Here is a 5316-nt window from a genome sequence, read left to right on the forward strand (position 1 = left end):
GGGCTGCTTCGCAGCCCATCGCGACACAAGGCCGCTCCTACACTTGATCGCGTAAGCTCATGGGGCGCCTAACGGTGCAGATTTCGCTACGAAGGTGTGCCTTTTGCCACTTGCCAGCGTCGAAACCCGGTCCCTATCCTCTAGGCACCTGGCCCTTTCGGGAACCCTGCATGAACTTCATCCAAAGCAACCTAAACAACCTGCTGGCCATCGCCTGGTTCGCCCTGTGCTGGGGTGGCTATACCCGCTATGCGATCTGGAGGGGCCGCGATACCGCGTGCCTGGCCAGTGTGCTGCACCTGTACCGCGAAGACTGGATGCGCCGCATGTTGCTGCGCGACAACCGCATTGCCGATGCCAGCGTGATCGGCAACCTTGAACGCAACGCATCGTTCTTTGCCTCCAGTACCCTGATCATCCTCGCCGGCATCCTCACCGTGCTCGGTGCCTCCGACCGGGCGCTGTCGCTGCTGGCGGACCTGCCACTGGTTCAGCAGGCCTCCCAGGGCATGTCGGAGATCAAGCTGTTGTGCCTGGCCATGGTCTTTGTCTATGCCTTCTTCACCTTCAGCTGGTGCATGCGCCAGTACAACTTTGCTGCGGTGCTGGTGGGCTCGGCCCCGATGATTGGCGAGCGGCTGGTCAACGAACAGGAGCGCAAGGCGTTCGCCTCGCGCGCCGCACGGGTGTTATCGCTGGCGGCCAACCAGTTCAACTTCGGCCTGCGCGCTTATTACTTTGGCATGGCCATGCTCACCTGGTTCATCAGCCCGTGGTTGTTCATGATCGTCAGTGTGGGGGTTGTGCTGATTCTCTATCGCCGCGAGTTCCACTCCGATGTATTGGACGTCATGGTATTCACACCGACCGAACATGCGCCGACAGAGGCAGTAAAGGAAAGTTCAGCTATTAGTAACTGAAACGTTTAACTTCTTAATGGCAGGCACAAAAAAACCCGACATTGTCGGGTTTTTTTGTTGCGGTCGATTACTGCTTGGCAGGTTCGGCCGGGGTGGCTGGCGCCGCTTCCGGAGCCGGAGTAGCCGGTGCGGCTTCTTCGGCAGCCTTCTGCTCGGCTTCGGCCTGATCTTTGGCAGCTTCGGCGTTTTCCTTGGCAGCGTCGTTCATCTTATCCTGAGCATCACCCATCTTTTCCTGGGCTTGTTCACGATGTTCTTGTGCGTCCTGGGCTTTGTCTTCGCTCGCTTTATCGCAAGCGGCCAGGCCCATGGCAGCAGCCAGCATCAGAGCAAAAGCAAAAGGTTTACGCATGGGGGTGTTTCTCCTTGGTGGAATAAGTGACTTGTTCCTTCGAGTGCCACTACGTGGAATAAGTTCAACGAAGATTACAGATATATAACGCCCCGTTCTATATAGACTTTTTAATGAATTTATGCCGTTTTGCCGCGGCAGGTGGTACTAGCCAATGAGCGATTCAACCTTGATGGCCATGGCCGAGCGTTTCCTCTCGGCATTGAAACATTGCCAGTTGTTGCAAATGCGTGTGGCGCAAGCCGATGACGTTGGCATGACCCTGATACTGCCGTGGTCGCCGGCCATTGTCGGCAACCCGCAAACCGGCGCCGTGCATGGCGGTGCGTTGACCACGCTGATGGACACCACCTGCGGCATGGCCACGTTATGCGTGCTGCCGCGTTTCGAGGTGTGCCCGACCCTGGACCTGCGTATCGACTACATGCACCCGGCCGAGGCTGGCAAAGACATCTACGGGCATGCCCAGTGCTACCGGGTGACCCGGGACGTGATCTTCACCCGCGGCACCGCCTACCAGGACGACCCCGAGCAGCCCATTTGCCAGGTGGTGGGCACGTTCATGCGGCTGGGCCCGGAGATCAAGGGCGGCATCCGCTTCGGCAACAGCCTGAAGGAGGGCAGGGCATGATTCCGCACGCCGTTCGCCAGCAGCTTAACGCTGCCCATGCGCAGGGTGACTATGGGCCCTTGCTGGCGCTGATCCCCTACGCCGGGCTGATCGGCATCGAGTGCGAGCGCCAGGGCGATGACCTGCTGTTCCGCCTGCCGGCCAACCCGGACAACATCGGCAACCCGCTATTGCCCGCTATCCATGGCGGGGTGATTGCCGGCTTCATGGAGTTGTCGGCAGCGCTGTACCTGCTGATCTACAGCGACAGCGCGAGCATTCCGAAGATCATCGATTTCTCCATCGACTACCTACGCGCCGGGCATTTTCGCGATACCTACGCCCAGTGCCAGTTGTGGCGCCAGGGCCGGCGGGTGACCAACGTCGCCATCACCGCCTGGCAGGCTGACAGGCAGTCACCGATCGCCACGGCCCGCGCGCATTTCAAGATCGAGCCGGAAAAGCCCTTGAAATCATCCGGGCAGCCCCCATCTGAATGACATCCGCCAATAACGCAGGCCGAACTGGCCGCCAGGCGCCACTGCCATCTGATCGGAGTTTCGAAGACCATGACTGTGGAAACACAAAAGGAAACGTTGGGCTTCCAGACCGAGGTAAAGCAACTGCTGCACCTCATGATTCATTCGCTCTACTCGAACAAGGAAATCTTCCTGCGGGAACTGATTTCCAACGCCTCCGACGCCGCAGACAAGCTGCGTTTCGAAGCCTTGGCCAAGCCAGAGCTGCTGGAAGGCGACGCTGACCTGAAGATTCGCCTGAGCTTCGACAAGGACGCTGGTACCGTCACCCTCGAGGACAACGGCATCGGCATGAGCCGCGAAGACGTCATTGCCCACCTGGGTACCATCGCCAAGTCCGGCACTGCCGACTTCATGAAGAACCTCACCGGTGACCAGAAGAAGGACTCGCACCTGATCGGTCAGTTCGGCGTGGGCTTCTACTCCGCGTTCATCGTTGCCGACAAGGTCGACGTCTACAGCCGTCGCGCCGGCCAGCCAGCCGCCGAAGGCGTGCACTGGTCGTCCAAGGGCGAGGGCGAGTTCGAAGTTGCCACCCTCGACAAGCCTCAGCGCGGTACCCGCATCGTCCTGCACCTGAAGAAGGACGAGCAGGAGTTCGCCGATGGCTGGCGCCTGCGCAACGTGGTCAAGAAGTACTCCGACCACATTGCCCTGCCGATCCAGCTGCCAAAAGAGCAAGCTGCCGCCGAGGGCGAAGAGCAGCCGGCCGCCGAAGAGTGGGAAACCGTCAACCGCGCCAGTGCCCTGTGGACCCGTTCGCGTACCGAGGTGAAGGACGAGGAATACCAGGAGTTCTACAAGCACATCGGCCACGACTTCGAAAACCCGCTGGCCTGGAGCCACAACAAGGTCGAGGGCAAGCTCGAGTACAACTCGCTGCTGTACGTGCCGGCCCGCGCACCGTTCGACCTGTACCAGCGCGAAGCACCACGCGGCCTGAAGCTGTACGTGCAGCGCGTGTTCATCATGGACCAGGCCGAGTCGTTCCTGCCGCTGTACCTGCGCTTCATCAAGGGTGTGGTCGATTCGAACGACCTGTCGCTGAACGTCTCGCGTGAAATCCTGCAGAAAGACCCGATCATCGACTCGATGAAGACCGCGCTGACCAAGCGCGTGCTGGACATGCTGGAGAAGCTGGCGAAGAACGAGCCAGAGCAGTACAAGGGCTTCTGGAAAAACTTCGGCCAGGTGCTGAAGGAAGGCCCGGCCGAAGACTTCGCCAACAAGGAGAAGATCGCCGGCCTGCTGCGCTTTGCCTCCACCCAGGATGACAGCGGCGAGCAGAGCGTCGCCCTGGCCGACTACCTGGCCCGTGCCAAGGAAGGCCAGGACAAGATCTACTACCTCACCGGCGAGTCGTACGCGCAGGTCAAGAACAGCCCGCACCTGGAAGTCTTCCGCAAGAAAGGCATCGAAGTGCTGCTGCTGACCGACCGCATCGACGAGTGGCTGATGAGCTACCTCAACGAATTCGACGGCAAAGCCTTTGTCGACGTCGCCCGTGGCGACCTGGACCTGGGCAACCTGGATTCGGAAGAAGACAAGAAAGCCCAGGAAGAAGTGGCCAAGGACAAGGAAGGCCTGGTCGAGCGCCTGAAAGGTGCGCTGGGTGACAGCGTGGCCGAAGTGCGCGTTTCGCACCGCCTGACCGATTCGCCTGCGATCCTGGCCATTGGCGAGCAGGACCTGGGCCTGCAGATGCGCCAGATTCTGGAAGCCAGCGGGCAGAAGGTGCCGGAATCGAAGCCGATCTTCGAGTTCAACCCAGGCCACCCGCTGATCGAGAAGCTGGACAACGAGCAGAGCGAAGACCGCTTCGCCGAGCTGTCGCACATCTTGTTCGACCAGGCGGCCCTGGCGGCCGGTGACAGCTTGAAGGACCCGGCGGCGTACGTTCGTCGCCTGAACAAGCTGTTGGTCGAGCTGTCTGCTTGAGTTGATGCAAAGGAAAGCCCGCTTCGGCGGGCTTTTTTCATGGCTGCCTGTGAGAAGTGCCAAAGGAGTGCTTGATGAGCAAAGTAATCGTCGAATCGCTGGTCTATCACCTGTCCGGCAAAACCTACGAAAGCCGTCTGGTCTATGAGCCAGGCGCGTTGGGCCGCCCTGGGTTGGTGATGGCGCCGAACTGGATGGGTATTGGCGAAGGTGCAGAGCGCATTGCCAAGGAAGTGGCCGAGAAGGGCTATGTGGTGCTGATTGCCGACCTGTACGGGCAATCGGTGCGCCCGTCCAATGCCGACGAGGCTGGCGCGGCGATGATGCCGCTGAAAAACGACCGTGGCGAACTGCGCAAGCGCATGCAGGAAGCCCTGGCGCAGCTGCTGGGCCAGTCGAAGGCGCTGCTGGAGCCGGGCAAGGTTGCCACCTTCGGTTTCTGCTTCGGTGGTTGCTGTGCGCTGGAGTTGGCGCGCACGGGGGCCGACCTGCGTGCGGCGGTGTCGTTCCACGGTACCCTGGACACGCCGAACCCTGAGGATGCCAAGCGCATCAAGGGCTCGGTGCTGGTGCTGCACGGTGCATCGGACCCGTTGGTGCCGAAAGAGCAGTTGCCGGCGTTTGAAGACGAGATGAATGCGGCCAAGGTCGATTGGCAGTTGCTTAGCTATGGCGGGGCCGTGCATTCGTTTACCGACCCCAATGCCAACGTGCCGGGCAAGATGCAGTATGACCGGCGCACCTCGGAGCGGGCGTTCCGTTCGATGCATAACCTGCTGAGCGAAGTGTTCCAGCGCTGAAATTGCAGGGGCCGCGTTGCGGCCCATTCGCGACACAAGGCCGCTCCTACAGAAGATCGCGTTGATGATGACTTGCGCGCTCCCCTGTAGGAGCGGCCTTGTGTCGCGATGGGCTGCAAAGCAGCCCCAAAATGACCATGGCAACTCGGTCCGAGGG

The 5316-nt window shown here is 60.6% G+C and carries 6 protein-coding genes; 5 read left to right on the forward strand and 1 reads right to left on the reverse strand.

Features of this window, described 5'->3' with window-relative positions; translation table 11 throughout:
* Positions 1–170 precede the first annotated feature (170 nt).
* A complete protein-coding gene (locus IAE39_RS28810) occupies positions 171–920 on the forward strand; it encodes a DUF599 domain-containing protein (protein ID WP_201207859.1) in 750 nt (249 codons plus the stop codon).
* 67 nt (positions 921–987) lie between these two features.
* On the opposite strand, the gene IAE39_RS28815 is transcribed toward IAE39_RS28810, so the two are convergent.
* Complete coding sequence (locus IAE39_RS28815) at positions 988–1272, reverse strand: hypothetical protein (protein ID WP_201207860.1); 285 nt, start codon at positions 1270–1272, stop codon at positions 988–990.
* A 154-nt stretch (positions 1273–1426) separates the two neighbouring features.
* On the opposite strand from IAE39_RS28815, the gene IAE39_RS28820 reads away from it, so the two are divergent.
* The 4 genes from IAE39_RS28820 to IAE39_RS28835 all read left to right on the forward strand — a co-directional run bounded on the left by IAE39_RS28820 (position 1427) and on the right by IAE39_RS28835 (position 5159).
* A complete protein-coding gene (locus tag IAE39_RS28820) occupies positions 1427–1903 on the forward strand; it encodes a PaaI family thioesterase (protein ID WP_201207861.1) in 477 nt (158 codons plus the stop codon).
* Positions 1900–2382: a PaaI family thioesterase gene (locus IAE39_RS28825; RefSeq protein ID WP_201207862.1), complete on the forward strand. Its 483-nt coding sequence runs from the start codon at positions 1900–1902 to the stop codon at positions 2380–2382. The genes IAE39_RS28820 and IAE39_RS28825 overlap by 4 nt, the downstream gene beginning before the upstream one ends.
* Positions 2383–2451: 69 nt before the next feature.
* Positions 2452–4359, forward strand: a complete 1908-nt coding sequence (htpG, locus tag IAE39_RS28830; RefSeq protein WP_201207863.1) for a molecular chaperone HtpG — start codon at positions 2452–2454, stop codon at positions 4357–4359.
* A gap of 74 nt (positions 4360–4433) precedes the next feature.
* Complete coding sequence (locus tag IAE39_RS28835; RefSeq protein ID WP_201207864.1) at positions 4434–5159, forward strand: dienelactone hydrolase family protein; 726 nt, start codon at positions 4434–4436, stop codon at positions 5157–5159.
* The last annotated feature ends 157 nt before the right edge of the window (positions 5160–5316 follow it).

The organism is Pseudomonas sp. S37 (assembly GCF_016658545.1).
GTDB lineage: Bacteria > Pseudomonadota > Gammaproteobacteria > Pseudomonadales > Pseudomonadaceae > Aquipseudomonas.